We start from the raw sequence: 17,112 nt of genomic DNA on the forward strand, positions 1-17,112 counted from the left end.
CGGCGCGACGAGGGGCGAGCGGCGGGTGGCGCAAGAAGCTCTGTTTTACGCCGCGTGAGCATTGGGTGCGCGCTATCGATCGCTTCGTCGAACTTTCGGAGATTCGCGCGCATCTGCGCCCGTTCTACAGCGAGATGGGCCGGCCTTCGGTCGATCCCGAGCCGATGATCCGGATGCTGCTCATCGGCACTGCTTCGGGATCCGCTCGGAGCGTCGGCTCTGTGACGAGGTCCATCTGAACCTGGCCTATCGCTGGTTTTGGCGACTTGGGCTGGAGGGCGATGTTCCCGACCACTCGAACTTTCTCGAAGAACCGGCATGGCCGCTTTCGTGAGAACGATCTCCTAAACGAGCTGTTCGAGAAGACCGTCCCGCGCTGCATCGCGGAAGGGCTGATCCGAAGTTCCGCGCTCCGATCCGCCGGCGCAATGGACGGTTCGCCTATGCACCAACTATCTGATCGATCTCGACCATGCCGTCATCGTCGATGTCGAGGCTAAGTCGCTACGAGCTCCCAAGGAGCGACGTCCGAGGGAGGGAGCAGATGATGGCGCCGATTCCGTAGCATGCCGCTGCCCAATGTCGGCCGACTGCGCTTTCAACTAGCCAATTTTGCGCCCAGCTGACCCCATCGAGTGCCAAAGAGTACGCAGAGAACGCAGGCACCCAACGGCATCAACCGCTCATGACAAAGCTGCCAGACCTTGACCCGTTAGAGAACGGTATCGGCGCATGGCGTACACAAACCGGCGGGCGCCTGCGGAGACCCAGCTTACGAAGAGCCCGGCCTCGCTAAAGCGAGGTCGGGCCCTTAATCAGGCGTGGCCGCGCGAGCCTTCCCTCCGGCTGCCGGCGAATGCGGCGACGTCGGGCGCGAGAAGCTCGTGCTTTTCCGCCCATGACGCGAACAAGCCGCGCGCCGTATCCGGTTCGATCTCGCCGCGGATCGCCGCCAGGCAAGCCTTCAGCGCAAAGCCGTGGACCGCATCTCGCCTGCTGATCGGCAAGTCGGCCAGGAACATGTAGGCCTCCATCGCAGAGGCGATTGCCGCCGGATACCCGAGCCCGGTCAGGATCACGACCGGCCTCTCGAAGTCGTCTGATGTCATCATGCAGTCCTCCCCGAACGAGGAGCGATTGCCAACGTTGCCATAGCCATATCCTCCTGGAAGCAACATGGATCCGGTTTGGTTGATTGCCGCCCGCATCGAGCCGATTGTCATGATCGGCGGCTCCCTGATTCTGGTGAGGGTTTTGCTCAGATCAAGCCCTTGCAGCGATCGATCGGGACGAAGCGCAACTCGTCGCTACTGGAGCCGGAATTCGCCGCTCACCGCACTGAGGTCGGCCGGGCCGATCAGGTCCTTGTGCGCGACGGTGATGCGGAACAGCTTGCCGTCGAGCTTGGTCTGCCAGAAGGCGAGGAACTTGTTGAGCTCGGGGAAGCGCGGGGCGAGGTCGTAGTCCTGCCAGATGTACTCCTGCAGGATCGAAGGGTGGTCGGGCAAGCGGTATAGGATCCCGGCGGTGGTCAATCCGTAGCCGGCGATCTGGCGGGCGAAGTCTGTCGAAACCATTCCTTTCAGCTCCCAGGTTTCACTGTCCCGATGGCAGCGCGTTTCCAACGCCTTGGCAAGCCAAAAAGTTGCGTTTGCGCTGCCTTTTCAGCCTGTTAGCACTCAATCAAAAAAAGTGCTGCCGGCCTCTTGAAGGCAAAAATCGGGCAACCCAAATCATCGCGCGGGCACGGCGCCTCAGGGGCGCGCGGAACCTCGCCGCGAGACCCGAACAGGGCCGACCCGCTTTGACATGTGACCGACATGGAAACCGGAGGAACTCATGAAGTTTCGGCCACTGCATGACCGCGTCGTCGTGAAGCGCATCGACGCCGAGGAGAAGACCAAGGGCGGGATCATCATCCCCGACACCGCCAAGGAGAAGCCGCAGGAGGGCGAGGTCGTCGCCGTCGGCGCCGGCGCACGCGACGAGACCGGCAAGCTCGTGCCGCCCGACGTCAAGGTCGGCGACCGCGTGCTCTTCGGCAAATGGAGCGGCACCGAGGTCAAGATCGATGGCCAGGACCTTCTGATCATGAAGGAATCCGACATCATGGGCGTCGTCGAGACGACTGCCGCCCTCAAGAAGGCCGCCTGACGGGGCCTCATCCCCATCATCAACCTGAAACCTCAAGTCTGAAGGAGTGAGGAATCATGGCTGCGAAGGACGTGAAGTTTTCGCAGGACGCGCGCGAGCGGATGCTGCGCGGCGTCGACACGCTGGCGAATGCCGTGAAGGTCACGCTGGGTCCCAAGGGCCGCAACGTCGTGATCGAGAAGTCGTTCGGGGCGCCTCGGATCACAAAGGACGGCGTCACCGTCGCCAAGGAGATCGAGCTTTCCGACAAGTTCGAAAACATGGGCGCCCAGATGGTCCGCGAGGTGGCATCGAAGCAGAACGACGCGGCTGGCGACGGCACGACGACGGCGACCGTGCTCGCCCAGGCGATCGTTCGCGAAGGCGCCAAGGCGGTGGCCGCCGGCATCAATCCGATGGACCTGAAGCGCGGCATCGATTTAGCCGTCGAAGCGATTACGAAGTCGCTCGGCGAGCACTCGAAGACCATCACCGGTTCGGAGGAGGTCGCGCAGGTCGGTACCATCTCCGCCAATGGCGACCGGACGATCGGCGAGATGATCGCCGAGGCGATGAAGAAGGTCGGCAGCGAGGGTGTCATCACCGTCGAGGAAGCCAAGACAGCCGAGACCGAGCTCGACGTCGTCGAAGGCATGCAGTTCGATCGCGGCTATCTCTCGCCTTACTTCGTGACCAACACGGAGAAGATGGTCGCGGAACTGGAAGACCCCTTCATCCTGATCCACGAGAAGAAGCTCTCGGGACTCCAGACGATGCTGCCGCTACTGGAAGCGGTGGTGCAGACTGGCAAGCCGCTGCTGATCGTGGCGGAGGATGTCGAGGGCGAGGCCCTGGCCACGCTCGTCGTCAACAAGCTCCGCGGCGGCCTCAAGATCGCTGCCGTCAAGGCTCCGGGTTTCGGCGACCGCCGCAAGGCCATGCTGGAGGACATCGCGATCCTGACCGGCGGCACCGCGATCAGCGAGGATCTCGGCGTCAAGCTGGAGACCGTCACACTCGACATGCTCGGCCGGGCCAAGAAGGTCCGCATCGAGAAGGAGAACACGACCATCGTTGACGGGGCCGGCGCGAAGGTCGAGATCGACGCCCGCGTAGCCCAGATCAAGGCCCAGATCGAGGATACCACCTCGGACTACGACCGCGAAAAGCTGCAGGAGCGTCTGGCCAAGCTCGCCGGCGGCGTCGCGGTGATCCGCGTCGGCGGCGCGACCGAGGTCGAGGTCAAGGAGAAGAAGGATCGCGTCGACGATGCCCTGAACGCGACCCGCGCTGCGGTGGAAGAAGGCATTCTGCCCGGCGGCGGCGTCGCGCTCCTGCGCGCGGTCAAGGCGCTCGAAGGTGTCGTGCCCAGCAATGAAGACCAGAAGACCGGCATCGAGATCGTCCGCAAGGCGATCACTGCCCCGGCCCGCCAGATCGTCGAGAATGCCGGCGGGGATGGCGCGGTCGTGGTCGGCAAGCTGCTGGAGTCTACGGATTACGCCTGGGGCTACGATGCCCAGACCGGCGAATATGGCGATCTGGTCAAAGCCGGCATCATCGACCCGACCAAGGTCGTGCGCACGGCGATCCAGGATGCGGCATCGGTCGCGGGCTTGCTGATCACCACCGAGGCGATGATCGCCGAGGCGCCGAAGAAGGATCCGGCGCCGGCCATGCCCGCCGGTGGCATGGACTATTGAGCATGGAGGGCGCCGCTTCGGCGGCGCCCTCTTCCAGCGCCGCGATCTCCCGGCACGCCGAGGCAAAGCCATGCCCTTTTCAACGTTGACCGATCCCGTCGATCTGGCCCGTGCCGAGGCCGCACTCGAAAAGGCATGGGCCGAACTCAAGCCGTCGCTTCCGGAAGGCTCTCGCGAACACGAGCGAAACAACCTCGCATATATCGTTGCTTCGCTGGTTCCTCTGGCGCTCGACGAGGATGATCTCGCAGAGCGTGCGATCGATCGGTTTCGCGAGAAAGCCTAGTCGAGAGCCCCCCGGGAAAGCCCCTGCATTCGTCTCAATCGCATCTGGCATCCGACATGACCGACGGCCCGCAGCAACCTAAGGACATCGCCCCTTCCGACCACTTCAAGGCTCTCATCACCAACGCCGAAAGCGCGACATATGGATTGAAGGATAACCTCTTGGCCGTCATGACACGGGATGGATCGGCAAGTTGGCAGACCGTCGCCGCCCATGTCGAGGCCCAATTGCCCGGCGCGGGCGAGTTCGCGACCGCGCGGTTGAACGCCATACTTGCTCTGATCAGGACGCTTTCCAACCGACAAGCGTCGGGGAGCCGATGAGTTCCGCTCCCAATCGTCGCCCCGACCGGCTAGCTTGCCGCGTTTCCGCGGGATATCGCTCTCTGCCAGGAACTCCCTGCCGCCCCGTCTCTTCGAGAAACCCCGATGACAACGACCGCCACCACAGCCGAGCATCGCAGCTTCGAAGCCGACGTCTCTCGCCTGCTCCATATGATGGTGCATTCGGTCTATTCCGACCGGGACGTTTTCCTGCGCGAGCTGATCTCGAACGCAGCCGACGCTTGCGAGAAGCTGCGCTACGAAGCGATCGGCAAGCCCGAGCTTCTGGGAGAAGAGCCTAAGCTTGCGATCACCATCTCGGCCGAACCGGAGGCCGGCAAGCTGACCATTGCCGACAACGGCATCGGCATGAGCCATGACGAGATGATCGAGGCCCTCGGCACGATCGCCCGTTCCGGCACGCGTAGCTTCATGGAGCGGGTCGCGACCGCCGATGGCAAGGACGGCGCGCAGCTCATCGGCCAGTTCGGCGTCGGCTTCTATTCCGCCTTCATGGTCGCCGCGAAGGTCGAGGTCGTCAGCCGCCGGGCCGACAGCGCCGAAGCCTGGACTTGGTCCTCGGACGGCAAGGGCGAGTTCACGGTGGCGCCAGCGGCGCTGGACGAGGCTCCGTCTCGCGGGACGCGCGTGACGCTTCACCTGATGGAGGATGCCAAGTCCTATGCCGAGCGCTGGACGCTGGAGCGCATCGTCAAAGAACAGTCCGGCCATGTGCCCATCCCGATTTCACTCATTACGGAGCCGGGAGCAGACGCCGTCGCCCTCTCCGACGGGGCCGCGCTTTGGACCAAGCCCAAGAGCGAGATCACCAAGGACGAATACGCCGATTTCTACCGCAGCGTTGCGGGGCAATATGACGAGCCGGCCGCTACGATCCATTTTCGCGCTGAAGGCCTGCACGAATATACAGCGCTGGCCTTCGTCCCGGGTGCGCGCCCCTTCGACCTCTTCGACGCCGACCGCAAGGGGCGGATCAAGCTCTATGTGAAGCGCGTCTTCATCACGGACGAGGCCGAACTCCTGCCGCGCTACCTGCGCTTCGTACGCGGCATCGTCGACACCGCCGACCTGCCGCTCAACGTCTCCCGCGAGATGATCCAGGACAGCCCGCTGCTCGGCGCGATCAAAAAGGGCGTCACCAACCGTGTCCTCTCCGATCTCGCGAAGCTGGCCGAGCAGGATCCGGACACGTTCCGGCTGATCTGGGAAAATTTCGGCGTCGTCATCAAGGAAGGGCTCTATGAGGATTTCGCTCGCCGGGATCAAATTCTAAGCCTCGCGCGCTTCCGCACGACGGCTTCAGGTGAAAGCTGGCGTAGTCTGAAGGACTATGTCGGTGCGCTGAAAGAGAACCAGACGGCGATCTATTACATCGCCGGCGACAATGCCTCCCGGATCGCCAGCTCCCCGCAGCTCGAAGGCTTCCGGGCGCGCGGTATCGAGGTGCTGCTTCTCTCCGATCCGATCGACAGCTTCTGGGCGTCGGCCGCGCCGGATTTCGAAGGCAAGCCGTTCAAGTCGGTGACGCAAGGTGCCGCCGATCTCGGTCTCATCCCGCTGCTCGACGGCGCGGCGCCTCCTTCCGCAGAAACGAACGAGAAGATCACCTCTCTTCTCACGTCGATGAAGGAGATTCTGGCCGAGGAGGTCGCGGATGTCCGATCCTCAGACCGATTGACCGAGAGCGCGGTCTGCCTTGTTGCGTCGGACAAGGGGCCGGATCGCCAATTCGAACGCCTGCTCAGCGCCGCGGGCCGTGTCGAAAGCGCGGCCAAGCCGATCCTCGAGGTCAACCCGCGCCATGCGATGGTCTCGGCCGTCGCGTCTATCGAAGATGGTGCCCTGCGCGCTGACATCGCTCATCTTCTCCTCGACACCGCCCGCGTGCTCGATGGCGAGCCCCCCGCCGATGCGAGCGGTTTCGCCGAACGGGTTGGCAGAGTGGTCGCGAGAGCCACGGCAAAGGCTGAATGATGCAATTTGAGATGAGCGCGGACAGGTCCTACCTACTTTCTTCGGTCTAGCAGCGCGGCGAGCGGGGGAGCTTTCCGCTGCGCTGCTAGCGCGTGCATAGTCCGCTTCCTGGCGCTGAGTTGAAGTCGGCTCTTGGCGCTGAGTGCTGGCTAGCTCCTAGCGGCATTGGCAGTTGCCAGCGAGGATTGGTGGCAGTTGCTCGCTCGTGGTGTCTTTGCTGCAGCTGCGGCGAATGCTGGCCTGCAGAGGAGACCGAAGCAGTCCGTCTTTCCCTGGAAGGAATGACGGATGATTGTCTCGACGAGGATTCGATCATCGACCCGTACGTCTGAGGCGCTTCGGCGTTGCACCGCGACAGCATCGGAAGAGGGGGCGTGCTTAAGTCATGTCGACGCTGCGCCGCTTCCTGACATTGGGCTGCCGCTGGAAAGCGGACGTTAGCCGCGTCGGCAGGCCGCGCGAGTTCGAACTTAAAGTTTCGGATCCAAAGCGTCCCGTAGTCCGTCGCCAATAAAATTGAACGATGTCACCGCGAGCGTGATTGCGGCACCGGGGATGATCGCGAGCCAAGGGGCGCTGGTCAGATAGCTCTGTGCGCTTTCAAGCATGTTACCCCAACTCGGAGTCGGCGGCTGGATGCCGAAGCCCAGAAACGAGATATAGCTCTCGGCAAGGATCGCGTGTGCGACATTCAGCGTGGCTGCAACGACGATGGGCGCCACGGCATTGGGCAGCAACTCCCGCAGCATGATGCGCCGGCTGCTGGCGCCGAAGGAGACGGCAGCCTGGGCGAACTCGCGGGTCTTGAGGGATCGGATCTGAGCCTCGACGACGCGCGCGACCTCCATCCAGGATGTCATGGCGATCAGGAGGACGATTGACGGCACCGAAGGCGAGACCAGCGCCGAAATCGCCAGCAGCAGGAAGATCGATGGAAAGCACAGCATCGCGTCGACGAAGCGCATGAGGACTGCGCCAACGGCCCCCTCATAGAAGCCGGCGACCATTCCGACGACAATGCCGATGCACATTGCGATGAGCATGGCGGAGAAGCCGACCGCGAGCGAGATGCGGCCTGCCATCAGGAGACGGGCGAGAATGTCGCGACCGAGCGGGTCGGTTCCCAGAATGTGCGGACCTGAGAAAGGCACTGCGAAGCGCGAGCGAATGTCGATGAAGGTGTCCGTATAAGGCAGAAGCATGGGACCGAACACGCAGGCGAGCGTCAGCAAGACGATCGTGACGGTACCGAAGACGGCCAGCTTGTGACGACGGAACCGCCGGAAACCAGGGCTGGTCCAGAAACCCGGGGCCGGGCCGAGCGAAACCTCGCTCACGAATGGCGCGCCGCTCATCACCGGCTCCCGGAAATACGGGGGTCAGCGACCCCGTAAAGCAGATCAGCGATCAATGAACCCAGGAGCACCAGAACCGCTGAGAACATCAGAATGCCCATTACGACGGGGTAGTCGCGATAGCTGATGGAATCGAGGAACAGGCGCCCCATGCCAGGCCAGGCGAAGACGGTCTCCGTCACCAGGGCGCCTGATAGCAACGTTGGAACGTGCAGACCGGTGATGGTGATCATCGGGAGCAACGCGTTCCGGAGTGCGTGCCGCACCAGGATCTGACGCTCGGGAACGCCTTTGGCACGAGCCGTGCGGATGTAGTCCTGGTTGACGACATCCAGCATCGAGGAGCGCATGTATCGGCTCCAGACCGCCGTTGAAACCAGGGCCAGCACGATGCAGGGCCCGATCAGGTGATGCAGCTGGTTGAGCAGAGAGCCGTCGCCGACCGTGTAGCGGTTGCCGGCCGGGAGCCAGCCGAGACCGACAGAAAAGACGTAGATCACGACGAGGCCGAACCAGAAGGTCGGGATCGAGAGGGCGACCATCGCCCCGACGGTCGCCATCGCGTCGAACAACGAATAGCGCTTGATCGCTCCAAGGATGCCGACCCAGGCCCCGATCGCCATCGCGAGCAACGTTGACGTCAGCATCAATTCGAGCGTCGCGCCCAGGTGGGAGGTGATCACATGGAGCACGGATTGCTGATCGCGGTAAGAGCGCCCCCAATCGCCACTCAGCATGCGCCATAGCCATTCCGCATATTGAACCGGCAGAGGGCGGTTCAGGCCGAGCTGTTCCGCGATGCGGTCCAGATCGGCCTGGGTCATCTCGCCGCCTGCGGCGAACTGGGACAGCGGGCCACCGGGCGCCAGATGCAAGATTGCGAAGCCGATCATCGAGACGATGAGCAGCAGCAACAGCGATTGGCCCAGGCGACGGATGAGAAATCCGATCAAGACACCGCTCTCCCAGCTTTGCTCATCAGGTCATTTCGCCCAGTACCAGCTGCCCATGTTCCAGGCGTTCTGGCGTTGGTTGATGTTGGGGCGATAGCCGATGAGGCCTTCCTTGACGCCCTCGATCGGCGCGTACTGGAAGATCGGCAGGATCGGCAGCTCCTCGCGGACGATCTCCTGAAGCTTCAGGTAGATTGCTTTGCGCTTCTCTTGATCGAACGTTTCCTGGCCCTGCTTCATCAGAGCGTCGGCCTCGGCGTTCTCCCACTGCATGTAGTTGCCGCCGCTGCCGCCCTTGACCGGGATGGCGTCGGAAGCGAAGCGCGAGGCCGGGTCGGGATCGACGCCGGTCCGGAAGGTCGTCCCGACCAGCAAGGACTCGAACTTCGATCGAACGTAGAACTCGCCCCAGATGACGGCCGCGGGCATGTTGTTGATCGTCATCTTGGCGCCGATCTGCTGCCAATCCTGCTGCATGAGCTGCTGGCACTGTTCACGGAGCTGATTGCCCGTCGTCGTCGAAACGGCGAATTCGAGTGGCACGCCATTCTTCATCCGCGTGCCCGAGCCGGAACGTTTCCAGCCCGCGTCATCAAGAAGCTTGTTGGCCTTGTCGAGGTCGCGCTTCTGAGCCGGCAGGTTCGGGTTGAAAGCCCAGGACTCCCGCGGCGCGAACGACTCTGTCGGCTTCGGAACGCCGTAATAGATCGCGTCGATGATGGCCTGTTTGTCCATCGCAGCGTAGAGCGCCTGGCGCACCGCTTTCTCGGCAAAGGCCTTGTTGCCGAGGTTCGGCATGATGATTTCGAGGTTGCCGCTGGGCGCGACCGCCACGTTTCGCCCCGGAAGCTTGATCGCCTCCTGGTAGAAGTTGGCGGGAATGCCCGAGATGATGACGAGGTCGACCTGACCGGTGCGGAACTGGGCGTAGAGCGCCGTCATGTCCGGTACGTATTTCAGTACGGCCTTTTCGAGATAGGGTCCGTCGCCGTGATAACTCTCGTTTGCGACGAGCGTGATGTTGTCGCCGGGTTGGCGCGTGCCCCAGCGAAAAGGGCCGGTTCCTACGGGGGCGTTGTTGAACGCCGCCGTGTTCGGATCCCCTGCCTTCCCGAGAATATGCTTGGGCACGATGTGCGTGTTGGCGAGCATCGCCAGGTATGGCGCGTAGGCTTTCTCCATTCGCCAGGCGATCTCGTGCGGCCCCTTGACCACGATGTCCTTCACGAAGGCGTGGCCGACGCGCGTGCGGGCCTTGAAGCCGGGAGTGTTGATCAGTTCGAGCGAGTACTTGACGTCCTCGGCGGTAAACGGCGTGCCATCGTGCCACTTTACGTCATTGCGTAGTTTCACCGTCCAGGCGAGACCGCCCTCAGCAATGCCGCCATTCGCTTCGCTCGGAACTTCGACCGCAAGATCCGGCTTGAGGCTGCCATCCGGCTCTGCGACCCAGAGCGAGTTGAACACGCTCGTCCAGACGACCTCGTCGACTTCCACGCCAGGCATCAGAGGATTGAACGCGACTGGCTCCTGCGAAAGGCCGACGACGACCACCCCTTTCGGCTTCGCGGGGGGCGGGGGATTGGGCTTGCCTGAAGTCTGAGCCTGCGCGCCGAAGCTAGTGGCAGCAGCGAGTGCTCCGGCGCCAAGCCCGAATAGATCACGGCGATTGAGGTCAAATGGCCAGCCAGCCCGGTTGATCGTCATATTTTTATCTCCCCTTCCAAAGCGCCCGGCGGTCGCTTCCGGCTGATGATCGAGCATCAGAATACTGAACCTAGTGGCCAAAACGTTGTCGACCTGGTTCACTTTGGACGAAAATTTTCATCATCGATGCCTGGCGTCAAGCATATTCTGGGCAGCGCAGCGGCGGTGAGGCGACCGAATTATCTCTAAAGTGATGATACCAAACAGCTTTAATCGCTAGGTCGCATAAATTCAGTATAATGGTTGCGCCCGTTCACTCCTCATCATATCGTCTTCTGATCACTCTTAGCCGTGAGCCCCCATGTCGGATGCCATTCAGACTGCCGAAAGCCTCGAATCCGAGACCGAAGAGCAGTTGGAAAATCAAAGGATCGGCCGCCGCCTTCGCGCTCTGCGCACGGAGCGTGGCATGACCATTCTTGAGATGGCGGCGAAGGCTGGGGTTTCGGCAGGCAGCATCAGCCAGATCGAGCGCGGTGCAACTAACCCCTCAATCAGCACATTGCAGAAGCTTCGTGCCGCGCTTGGCGTGACGCTGTGGTCATTCCTTGAGAGCGAGGCCGAAGCTCCGCGCGAGAACCCCTATGTTCGACGTCCTGGCGAGCGACCTAAGATCGTCGTCGGCGGGAGCCATTTCACCAAAGAACTGCTTTCGCCCCGCGACAACAATCAGCTCCGCTTCATGATCCTCACTGTGCCGCCCGGAGCCCAGAGCATGGATGTGCTCACTGGGCCGGGCGACAAGGCCGGCTACGTGACGTCGGGCAACGTCGATCTGACGGTGGGAGAAGAAGTCTTTCAGCTCGCAGAAGGCGACAGCTTCCAGTTTCCGAGCACGATCCCACACTACCTCACCAACCGCTCGGGCAGTGAGGCAAGGCTGATTTGGATCATCAACATCCGAGAATCGCACCTTTAGGGCGATAGCGTCGGGCCGCGTGAGGCTGCCCATTCTTCTAAACTGTCACGAGGAATCATGATTACGCGTCACGAAGTCACCGGCCGCCTCAGCAAGGTGCTGGTTGCGAACGGGTTCGCTTTCCTGTCCGGCCTGACCGCCAAGGACCGCAGCGGCGGCGTCAAGGAACAGACCGCCGACATCCTCGCCCAGATCGACAACTACCTGGCGATGGCCGGCACCGACAAAACGCGCATCGTTGTCGCCAACATCTGGCTCAAGGACGTGAGCACCTTCAATGAAATGAACGCGGCATGGGAAGCCTGGGTCGACCCCAAGCAGCCCCCGGCTCGCGCCACGGTGGAGTCGAAGCTGGCTGCCGACGACATCCTCGTCGAAATCCAGGTTCAGGCGCTCGTCTGAGCTCATAAGCCCTTCGCCGTGTCGCACGGTGGAGGGCATCGACCTTCCGCTTCAATTCGCCTCGCCATTCGGTGCACAGCCATGTCGCAGCCATCCGTCTATCCATCGGTTTCCCCCGGGGATCCTTCCTGGTGGTTCAGCGACGCGCTTCGCGCGGAGGGCGGCGAGAAGCCCTCGCCTTCGCTTTCCGGCCAGATCACTGTCGACATCGCAATTGTGGGCGGAGGGTTCACCGGGCTTTGGACGGCTCTGGCTTTGCGCGAGCGCGCGCCGAAGCTCTCGATCGCGCTGATCGAGGCCTCTCTTTGTGGCTCCGGCGCCAGCGGCAAGAACGGTGGGAAGGTCCATGGATACTGGGCCTCGCTTGCCGGCATGGCGGCCAACATCGGCGCTGATGGCGCTCTTGCTGTTGCACGAGCCGGTACGCGTGCCCAGGACGCGATACGGGCCTTTGCTACAGCTCCCGGGCGCGATGTCTGGTGGCGCGAGTCGGGCAATGTTCGTGTGTCAGCTGCCCCTGCGCAGGATGCGAAGATCCAGCTTTATGTCGGAACGGCAAAGCGTCTCGGCGTGCCCGACAGCGCGCAGGCGCTGACGCCAGAGCAGGTGGCCGACTATTGCCGCTCGCCGGTATTCCGCGGTGGCCTATACCTGCCGGAAGGCGCTAACGTGCATCCTGCTCGGTTGGCGCGGGCGCTGCGGAAAGCTGCCATTGAGGCTGGCGTCGCAATTTACGAGAACACGCCGATGACCGGGCTCGACCCCGGTTCGCCAAACCGGATCTCTACGCCGGCCGGCGAGATCATCGCTCGCGAAGTCGTCCTCGCGACGAACATCGAATTGGCGAAGCGCCCAGAGGTAAGCCCGCATGTCAGCGTGTTCTCGTCTTACGCGCTGATGACCGCGCCGGCGCCCGAGAAGCTAGCTGCGATGGGCTGGAACCGCGACCAGGGGCTCGCGGACTTACGCATGTTCGTCCACTACTTCCGAAAGACCGTAGATAGCCGCATCCTGATGGGATCCGGTTCCGGGCCGATCAGCTTCGCCGGAAACACCAGGAATCCTGCATTGACCACTGACCGCGGTTCGGCGGCGCGAGCCGAGAAAGGACTGCGCAGGCTGTTGCCTGGTTTGGCTGATGTCCCCGTTGAAAAGGTGTGGGGCGGCGGCATCGACGTTTCGTCCGACCGGCTGCCTTTCTTCCGGACAGTGGCAGGTGCACGCATCCACTATGGAGCAGGCTACTCCGGCCACGGCGTCAACCCGAGCTACATGGGCGGACAATGCTTGGCCTCGCTTGTACTAGGCGTGAAGGATGAATGGTCGACGCTGCCCCTGTGCACGCGCGACGTCCCTAAATTGCCACCCGAACCCTTCAGAGCTGTTGGCGGTAGGCTCGTGCGCTGGGGTATTATCGGTTGCGAGGAGGCAGAGGAGCGTGGCAATCGGGCAGGCGTCATGATGCGCGTGGCCGCCGCGGTCCCGAAGGTATTCGGCCTTCGGATCGGCACGCGTTAGCTCGCAAATGAAGCCCGACCTCCCCCTGCAGGGCTGGTGTCGGCGTTGCCAACCGGGCCTGCCAGGTAGCAAGCCTTCCCAAGGGTGTTCGAGGTCTGGCGCCATTTCCTGAACTCAAGAATGTCCGGTTCCGGGGGCAGTCTGGGCGCGATGCCAACGCGCGAAGGGGGCATTCTCGGACTCTGCGCTCTCGTGGTTTGGCTCGAATGCTCATGCTACCGCTTGCGCGACGACTTCTGCGAAAGCCTCCGGATCGATCGCCTTGCCGAACAAGAAGCCCTGCCCCAAGTGGCATCCCAGATCTTGCAGCCGCGCGCATTCCTCTGGCGTCTCTATGCCTTCCGCAACGACCTGGAAACCAAGCTCATTGGACAGGCGAACAATTGCTTCGATAATGATCGTTTTCGATCGGCTCTGCTCAAGTCCGCGGATGAAGCTGCGATCGATCTTGAGTTCCGTGATGGGAAACTCCTCCAAATAGCGCAGATTGGCGTATCCGGTTCCAAAATCATCGATCGAGAGGCCAACGCCAAGGTCCCGCAGGCGCGTCATGATAGCTATCATCGCGGGCGAGCTCTCCGCCATGTTGCTCTCCGTTAGCTCAAGCGTGATCCAGCGAGGATCGACGCCGCTCGCCGAAATAACCTCGTTCACGAATCCAGGCATGTCCCGATGCCTGAACTCTATGGCTGACACGTTGATTGACACGTTGAGCGCACGACTGCGCGCTCGATTAATTCGGGCGGCGAAGTCTGCTACGGCGTGGAGACCACGCCTGCTAATCTCGAGGATAAGCCCCGTGTCCTCCGCATGGGTGATGAAGCTACCGGGCATCTGCGTGCCGAATAGGCCGTGGCGCCAGCGCAGCAAGGCCTCGGCCCCCGCGATGGCCCCTGTCGAGAGATCAATCTTGGGCTGATATTGAAATCCGAATTCGTCGTTTGTCAGCGCATGCTGCATCTCGCTGGTCATCCGGATGCGATTGCGACTGCGCATCTCATCCTCGGCTTTGAACTCAGACGCCTCGAGAAAGTTGCTGGACTTGGAGCGTCGCAGGGCGGAGTCGGCCTGGCGCATCAGCTTCGTCGCGTCCAAAGTCGAAAGGCCGACGACAAAGCCAATGGCAAAGCGAATATTGATTGTCGCTCCCGCTACGAGGAATTCTGGCGCTAGAGCAGAGCGGATCAAATTGATCGTTTCTGGGGTGTTATTTTGGTGCCCTAGCGGCTGCGCGATCGCGAATTCATTGGATCCCGTTCGTGAAACGATCGAGAAACCCACGCTCCGGATGCGCTTGGCAATTTGTGTCAAAACCTCATCACCGGCATCGTAACCATAGCCAGAGTTGATATCATGAAACCCGGCAACATCGAGCTTGGCGACCAGCAGAGACTCTGATTTCACCACTGCAAGACGATTGAGCTCATCCGCGAACGCATTGCGATTGAGCGCGCCGGTTAAATGATCGAGACGTGCATTTTGTTCGACGCGATCCAGGGCGCATTTCCGCACTGTTACGTCACGCATCAGGCCAAGGTAGTGAGCAGGCCGGCCATCAACAATATTGATTGGTTCGATCCTAAGTTCATTCCAAAACATTTCTCCGTCTTTTCGATAATTTCTAAGCGTTACGCAAACGCTGCGTCCGCTATCTATCGCTTCTCGAAGATATTTAATTTCGGGCTGAAGCCTATCTCGTCCCTGAAGGTAGCGACAGTTTTTTCCAATTGCTTCGCTCTCGGTATACCCAGTTATACGCTCAAACGCTGGATTTACATATATCAGTGGACAATCCCTTTCCCGAAGATCGCCAACGAGCACTCCATCTGTCGATAGGTCAAGCAGGCTCGTCAAATCCGGTTTGAGGGCGATGTGATCATAGCCACATCCACGCTGCTCATTCTGGAGGTCGGATTTATCCAAGTCTGGTTCGTGAATCTCGTTCATGTCGAACTGAAGCCATGTTTGTGATTTCAAGAACCTTAGTCGATTTGTACGCCGGGCGATCGGCTCTGCGGGCATTAATGATCGGCCGTCGTCGCCAGTCGGGAGGCTGAAGTGGAGTTGATATTCTCGACGGCGGACGTTCCTCGTCGCAACCGGTTTGACTACTGGCATAGCGTCGCGTGCCAGAACGTGATCCATCACGATTCAAAGCCGCGCTGCCTGCCGGAATTTCATGCAGAGCTTCGGTCGAGCGCTCTCGCTGACCTCGGCTTAGTCGAATTCAGCAATGCGGCGATGACGGTCGTTCACAGCGCCGCACACGCTGCAAATGCGAATTCCGATGAAGTCCTGATCTGCCGCCAAGCCGCGGGTCGTTTGATCCTGGAACAGGAGGGGCGAGATGCCTTGCTTCATCCTGGAGACATAACAGTCCTCGATCCGTGCCTGCCCTACACGGGGGAGTTCTCGGCCGGTTCGCGACTGCTGGTAGTCAAAGTGCCGAGGCGACAACTGGAAGCGCACTTGGGCTCCTTACGAGCGATCACTGCCCGCACCCTTCGGCCGGTTGAAGCCGAGGTCGGATTGACCTCGAGTTTTCTGGCAATGCTGCCATCGTTCGTCGCCAGCTTGAACCCATTGGCCCAAGAAACCATTCGGAACCAGACGCTGGAACTGATGACACTGTCGCTGGAAAAAGCGGGGGGCGTGAACGGGAGGAGCGCCTCGTCAGCGCGTGCGCTGGTCCGTATGAAAGTACGTGCCGCAATTGAAGCGCGCCTGCCTGATCCGAAGATAGATCTGGCATCGGTCGCGGCGGCGGCCGGTGTGAGCGTGCGGTACGCCAATGCTGCGCTGTCAGATGAAAACACGTCGATCTCGCGCATCATCCAGGAAAGGCGGCTGGCGCGCTGTAGGAAAGCCCTCGAAGACCTTGCACAATCGCACCGGACCGTGAGTGATATTGCTTACAATTGGGGATTCTCGGACATGACCCATTTCGGCCGCAAGTTCAAGGCAGCTTTTGGCCAACTGCCCAGCGAATATCGCCGCTCGTTGAGCGAGGCGGGTGGGCCGAAGACAACCGACGCGACGTGAGGCGCGCCATCGCGTTTTGGAAAAAAACCGGCCGCTGTTCTGGAAAACGCACCCGCGTTATTTTTAGCACCTGGATCGTGAGGTGCCTTTTCGTTGCCGTTTGGTTGATGTCAGGTTTCGGGCAGGCACCCCATGTCCGGAATTGGCGCGCAACGACATTCGATGGTCTCCCCACCGACAGGTCCAGGGAAAGACACTGGCGGGTCGATCGGAATGCGGGTCAGACCGCACGGGGCACCTTGCGGCGCCAGCCTACCAAACGGTCGATCGGTATTTGAGACAGACCGCCCGGGAACTGGCCTCGATCTATTTACTGTCCGAATGGTGCAGCAGGGCATCCGGCTTTCCCGGCGCCAGATCGTCATCATCAGCGCATCGGTCACGAGCCCGGCGGTCATCGCGGCCTTCATCGACCAGCCCACCCCCCGGCGGGAGAAGAGGTCGATGACGGCTGCAACGTAAAGCCATCCCTCTGCGGTCCAGATGTAGGTGAAGTCGGCGATCCAGCGCTGGTTGGGCCGTTCGGCGTGGAACTCCCGGCCGAGCGTATTCTGCGCGAACGTCGACATCTGGCCGTCATCCTTGGGCTGGCTGCGCCGACGCGGCCAGGCGGACCGCCTCGATCTTGAACTCACGCCCAAATTGTCTTCGCCGCATACGCCATCTCCCGCTTCATAAAACACCCAATCTCGGTGTCCACGACCGGCAGCAGGCCAGGATGCGTCATGCTTGTCGAAGCTCAGCCTTCGGCTTGGAATACCGGTTGCACCATAGGT

Annotated in this window: 15 protein-coding genes and 2 pseudogenes; 10 read left to right on the forward strand and 7 right to left on the reverse strand. The window is 61.5% G+C overall.

Translation table 11 applies throughout. From position 1 onward, the window contains the following. Positions 1–25: 25 nt before the first annotated feature. Positions 26–495, forward strand: a pseudogene (locus tag AC1DDA_RS25005) (transposase); the annotation flags it as partial. 320 nt (positions 496–815) lie between these two features. Here AC1DDA_RS25005 and AC1DDA_RS25010 read toward each other — a convergent pair. Both AC1DDA_RS25010 and AC1DDA_RS25015 read right to left on the reverse strand, forming a co-directional pair. Continuing rightward, positions 816–1,223 (reverse strand): DUF982 domain-containing protein, encoded by a 408-nt coding sequence (locus tag AC1DDA_RS25010; RefSeq protein WP_476797808.1) that lies wholly within the window; start codon positions 1,221–1,223, stop codon positions 816–818. Between the two features lie 84 nt (positions 1,224–1,307). After that, positions 1,308–1,577: an usg protein gene (locus AC1DDA_RS25015; RefSeq protein ID WP_441514065.1), complete on the reverse strand. Its 270-nt coding sequence runs from the start codon at positions 1,575–1,577 to the stop codon at positions 1,308–1,310. 262 nt (positions 1,578–1,839) lie between these two features. Here AC1DDA_RS25015 and groES point away from each other — a divergent pair, with 262 nt between their 5' ends. The 5 genes from groES (at position 1,840) to htpG (ending at position 6,440) form a co-directional block, all read left to right on the forward strand. Continuing rightward, entirely contained in the window at positions 1,840–2,154 is a 315-nt protein-coding gene (gene groES / locus AC1DDA_RS25020; protein WP_112765056.1) for a co-chaperone GroES, read from the forward strand. Positions 2,155–2,210: 56 nt separating this feature from the next. After that, positions 2,211–3,836, forward strand: coding sequence for a chaperonin GroEL (gene groL / locus AC1DDA_RS25025; protein WP_476797809.1), 1,626 nt, complete (start codon positions 2,211–2,213; stop codon positions 3,834–3,836). A gap of 85 nt (positions 3,837–3,921) precedes the next feature. Then, complete coding sequence (locus AC1DDA_RS25030; protein WP_441514063.1) at positions 3,922–4,122, forward strand: hypothetical protein; 201 nt, start codon at positions 3,922–3,924, stop codon at positions 4,120–4,122. A 56-nt stretch (positions 4,123–4,178) separates the two neighbouring features. Next, positions 4,179–4,445 (forward strand): hypothetical protein, encoded by a 267-nt coding sequence (locus AC1DDA_RS25035; protein ID WP_441514062.1) that lies wholly within the window; start codon positions 4,179–4,181, stop codon positions 4,443–4,445. 105 nt (positions 4,446–4,550) lie between these two features. Then, positions 4,551–6,440 carry a molecular chaperone HtpG gene (gene htpG, locus AC1DDA_RS25040; RefSeq protein WP_476797810.1) on the forward strand — a complete coding sequence of 630 codons (1,890 nt, stop codon included), beginning with the start codon at positions 4,551–4,553 and terminating at the stop codon, positions 6,438–6,440. A gap of 470 nt (positions 6,441–6,910) precedes the next feature. On the opposite strand, the gene AC1DDA_RS25045 is transcribed toward htpG, so the two are convergent. The 3 genes from AC1DDA_RS25045 to AC1DDA_RS25055 are packed head-to-tail and all read right to left on the reverse strand — an operon-like array spanning position 6,911 to position 10,455. After that, positions 6,911–7,795: an ABC transporter permease gene (locus AC1DDA_RS25045; RefSeq protein WP_476797811.1), complete on the reverse strand. Its 885-nt coding sequence runs from the start codon at positions 7,793–7,795 to the stop codon at positions 6,911–6,913. Next, the gene (locus AC1DDA_RS25050; RefSeq protein ID WP_476797812.1) at positions 7,795–8,748 is read right to left on the reverse strand and encodes an ABC transporter permease; all 954 of its coding nucleotides are present in this window, start codon (positions 8,746–8,748) and stop codon (positions 7,795–7,797) included. The genes AC1DDA_RS25045 and AC1DDA_RS25050 overlap by 1 nt, the downstream gene beginning before the upstream one ends. Positions 8,749–8,778: 30 nt before the next feature. After that, positions 8,779–10,455, reverse strand: a complete 1,677-nt coding sequence (locus tag AC1DDA_RS25055) for a peptide ABC transporter substrate-binding protein (RefSeq protein WP_476797837.1) — start codon at positions 10,453–10,455, stop codon at positions 8,779–8,781. Between the two features lie 301 nt (positions 10,456–10,756). Between AC1DDA_RS25055 and AC1DDA_RS25060 the strand changes: the two genes are divergently transcribed. The 3 genes from AC1DDA_RS25060 to AC1DDA_RS25070 all read left to right on the forward strand — a co-directional run bounded on the left by AC1DDA_RS25060 (position 10,757) and on the right by AC1DDA_RS25070 (position 13,294). After that, positions 10,757–11,374, forward strand: coding sequence for a helix-turn-helix domain-containing protein (locus tag AC1DDA_RS25060; RefSeq protein ID WP_441514058.1), 618 nt, complete (start codon positions 10,757–10,759; stop codon positions 11,372–11,374). Between the two features lie 57 nt (positions 11,375–11,431). Continuing rightward, on the forward strand, positions 11,432–11,776 hold the full coding sequence (locus tag AC1DDA_RS25065; protein ID WP_441514057.1) for a RidA family protein: 345 nt from the start codon (positions 11,432–11,434) through the stop codon (positions 11,774–11,776). Positions 11,777–11,857: 81 nt separating this feature from the next. Continuing rightward, positions 11,858–13,294: an NAD(P)/FAD-dependent oxidoreductase gene (locus tag AC1DDA_RS25070; protein WP_476797813.1), complete on the forward strand. Its 1,437-nt coding sequence runs from the start codon at positions 11,858–11,860 to the stop codon at positions 13,292–13,294. Between the two features lie 210 nt (positions 13,295–13,504). Here AC1DDA_RS25070 and AC1DDA_RS25075 read toward each other — a convergent pair whose 3' ends face one another. After that, the gene (locus AC1DDA_RS25075) at positions 13,505–15,241 is read right to left on the reverse strand and encodes a putative bifunctional diguanylate cyclase/phosphodiesterase (protein ID WP_441514055.1); all 1,737 of its coding nucleotides are present in this window, start codon (positions 15,239–15,241) and stop codon (positions 13,505–13,507) included. 111 nt (positions 15,242–15,352) lie between these two features. Between AC1DDA_RS25075 and AC1DDA_RS25080 the strand changes: the two genes are divergently transcribed. Continuing rightward, positions 15,353–16,336: an AraC-like ligand-binding domain-containing protein gene (locus AC1DDA_RS25080; RefSeq protein ID WP_476797814.1), complete on the forward strand. Its 984-nt coding sequence runs from the start codon at positions 15,353–15,355 to the stop codon at positions 16,334–16,336. A gap of 315 nt (positions 16,337–16,651) precedes the next feature. Here the strand turns inward: AC1DDA_RS25080 and AC1DDA_RS25085 are convergent. Further along, positions 16,652–16,947 (reverse strand): annotated as a pseudogene (locus tag AC1DDA_RS25085) (DDE-type integrase/transposase/recombinase); the annotation flags it as partial. Between the last annotated feature and the right edge of the window lie 165 nt (positions 16,948–17,112).

This window comes from Allobosea sp. 10N428 (assembly GCF_056394545.1).